2 protein-coding genes are annotated in these 2,238 nt (G+C 39.9%); both read left to right on the top strand.

Annotation, left to right across the window (positions count from 1 at the left end; genetic code table 11):
• The coding region (pmbA, locus tag L654_RS0101670; protein ID WP_029753458.1) for a metalloprotease PmbA at nt 1–1,213 on the top strand (1,213 nt) is incomplete at its 5' end.
• Between the two features lie 72 nt (nt 1,214–1,285).
• Entirely contained in the window at nt 1,286–1,771 is a 486-nt protein-coding gene (locus L654_RS0101665; RefSeq protein ID WP_024589904.1) for a DUF721 domain-containing protein, read from the top strand.
• Nucleotides 1,772–2,238 lie beyond the last annotated feature (467 nt).

Raw genomic sequence — 2,238 nt, 5'->3', positions numbered from 1 at the left:
GGTTAGTACACGAATGGGTGAAGTAGAAACCATTGAGTTTAACCAAGACGGCGGCTTAGGCATTAGTGTATATGTTGGTAATAATAAAGGCTCAGCATCGACAGCTGATTTAAATCCAAAAACATTGCGCACGGTAGTCGAAAAAGCGATTGATATAGCCAAATTTACATCGGATGACCCATTTAACGGCGTTGCTGATAAAGAATTGCTTGAATTTAATCCTAAAGATTTAGATTTATATCATCCTTGGGATGTAAGCCCTGAGGAAGGTATTGAGCTTTGTCATGCTGCTGAGCAAGCTGCATTAAATGCAGATGAGCGTATTGTTAACTCAGATGGTGCGAGCTTTTCATCGCATCAGGGGCTACGTGTTTATGGTAACAGCCATGGTTTGATAACCGGTTTTCCACGTACTCGTCATAGCATTAGCACTATGGTAATAGGTCAAGATGGCGAACACATGCAACGCGACTCTGCTTATACTGTTGCACGCGATCAAGCGGGTTTAAATGACGCAGCGGCAGTTGGGCTTGAAGCAGCAGCTGAAACATTAGCTAAATTAAATAGCCAAAAGTTAGGCACAATGAAAGTGCCTGTTATTTTTAGAGCCGATATTGCAAATTCATTGTTTGGTCACTTAGTGTCGGCAATTGGTGGTGGCGCACTTTATCGTAAATCAAGTTTTTTACTTGATAGCTTAGGCACACAAGTATTTAGTAATTGTGTAAATATTGCTGAGCGCCCACATATTTTAAAAGGGTTGGCATCATCACCGTTTGATAGCGAAGGTGTTAAAACATTCGATAGAGAAATTATTCAAGGCGGCGAGCTACAAACTTATTTATTAGCAAGTTATGCCGCGCGTAAAATGAATATGACCCCAACAGGGCATGCTGGCGGTATACATAACTGGCTTGTTGAGCAAACTCATAACGATTTAACTGCACTATTAAAAACGATGGGCACCGGCTTATTAGTTACAGAGCTAATGGGGCAGGGCGTAAATACCGTAACGGGTGATTACTCTCGTGGTGCTGCTGGTTTTTGGGTTGAAAATGGTGAAATCCAATATCCTGTAAGCGAAATTACCATTGCTGGTAATTTAAAAGATATGTTTAAAGGCATATCTGCTATTGGTGGTGACATAGAACGCCGTGGTGGTATTCAAACTGGCTCAGTATTAATAGAGCAAATGCAAATAGCCGGCGCGTAGTATTAATACGCAGTGTATACTTAGACCTAGAGTATTATCTCTGGGTCTAAGTGAGCTTTTACAAGGTGTAAAATGGCTAAAGATAGATATGCACCAAAACCGCTAACCGATATTATGGCGGGGTTAAATAATCGTTTATCAGCTTATGCAGGCAAAAGCCAAGCACTTGATACACAGCAAACCCTATTAAAAGATTTTTTGGGTCCTAAGTTGGGTGATAAATGCCGAGTCAGTAATTACCGAGACGGCACGCTAATGATAGAGGCGGTATCTGCACCTATCGCGCTTAGGCTTAATTATTTAAAAATGGATATGCTTTCACATTTTAGAGCTGCCGGAATGGCAGAGCTCGGGCAAATAAAAATAACTGCAAATCCTCAAGCAACTCAGAGATTAAGTACAGCGAATAAGTCGGGCAGTCCTGCAGTTACCAACTCACGTAAAATGAGTGAGCAAACAGCTGATTACTTAAACGCGATAGCATCTTCTGCACCCCCTTCTTTAAAAGAAAAACTAGAGCGTTTAGCGCTTCACGGAAAAAATAAAAGTAAGTCTTAACTACCCACCATCTTGTTATTGGTGGGGCTAATTTGGCAGCTCACCGCATTCAAAATACTTTGTTACATATTCCATTTTATTGTTGGCTTAATGAGGTTTATGATACTGCGTGGGCTTTATATTGATCGAAAGCTCTTTGATACCCATTCCATTAAGTAAAAGCGTGTAGGCAGTGCTATTTTTACTCCTGCTATATTCAAGAATTTAATGGAGTTGGTATGTGATACCAACCTGCATAAGTCTTTGATCAATTTAACGAATTAAATTGCACTATAACGTTGTTAAAAATTTTTTATTTAGAGCAACTAGATACAAAAACCTTTGCCTGGTTCTAGCGTAATTTTCTTAACGTTAAATAGACCCCATATATAAGCAGATTGGTATGATTCAATTCTAACTAACAAACGGAATAATTATGAATAAAGTAACAATGGCTGCTGCAAGTATCGCACTTGCGCTTGGCTTGG

Source organism: Pseudoalteromonas sp. TAB23 (assembly GCF_000498075.1).
Classification (GTDB): domain Bacteria; phylum Pseudomonadota; class Gammaproteobacteria; order Enterobacterales; family Alteromonadaceae; genus Pseudoalteromonas; species Pseudoalteromonas arctica.
The sequence above is the reverse complement of the archived record's forward strand: the minus strand, read 5'-3'. Positions and strand labels throughout refer to the sequence as shown.

Excerpts from the sequence above, each read along its gene's own strand:
- L654_RS0101665 (WP_024589904.1), top strand. The coding sequence starts at position 1,286 with ATGGCTAAAGATAGATATGCACCAAAACCGCTAACCGATATTATGGCG.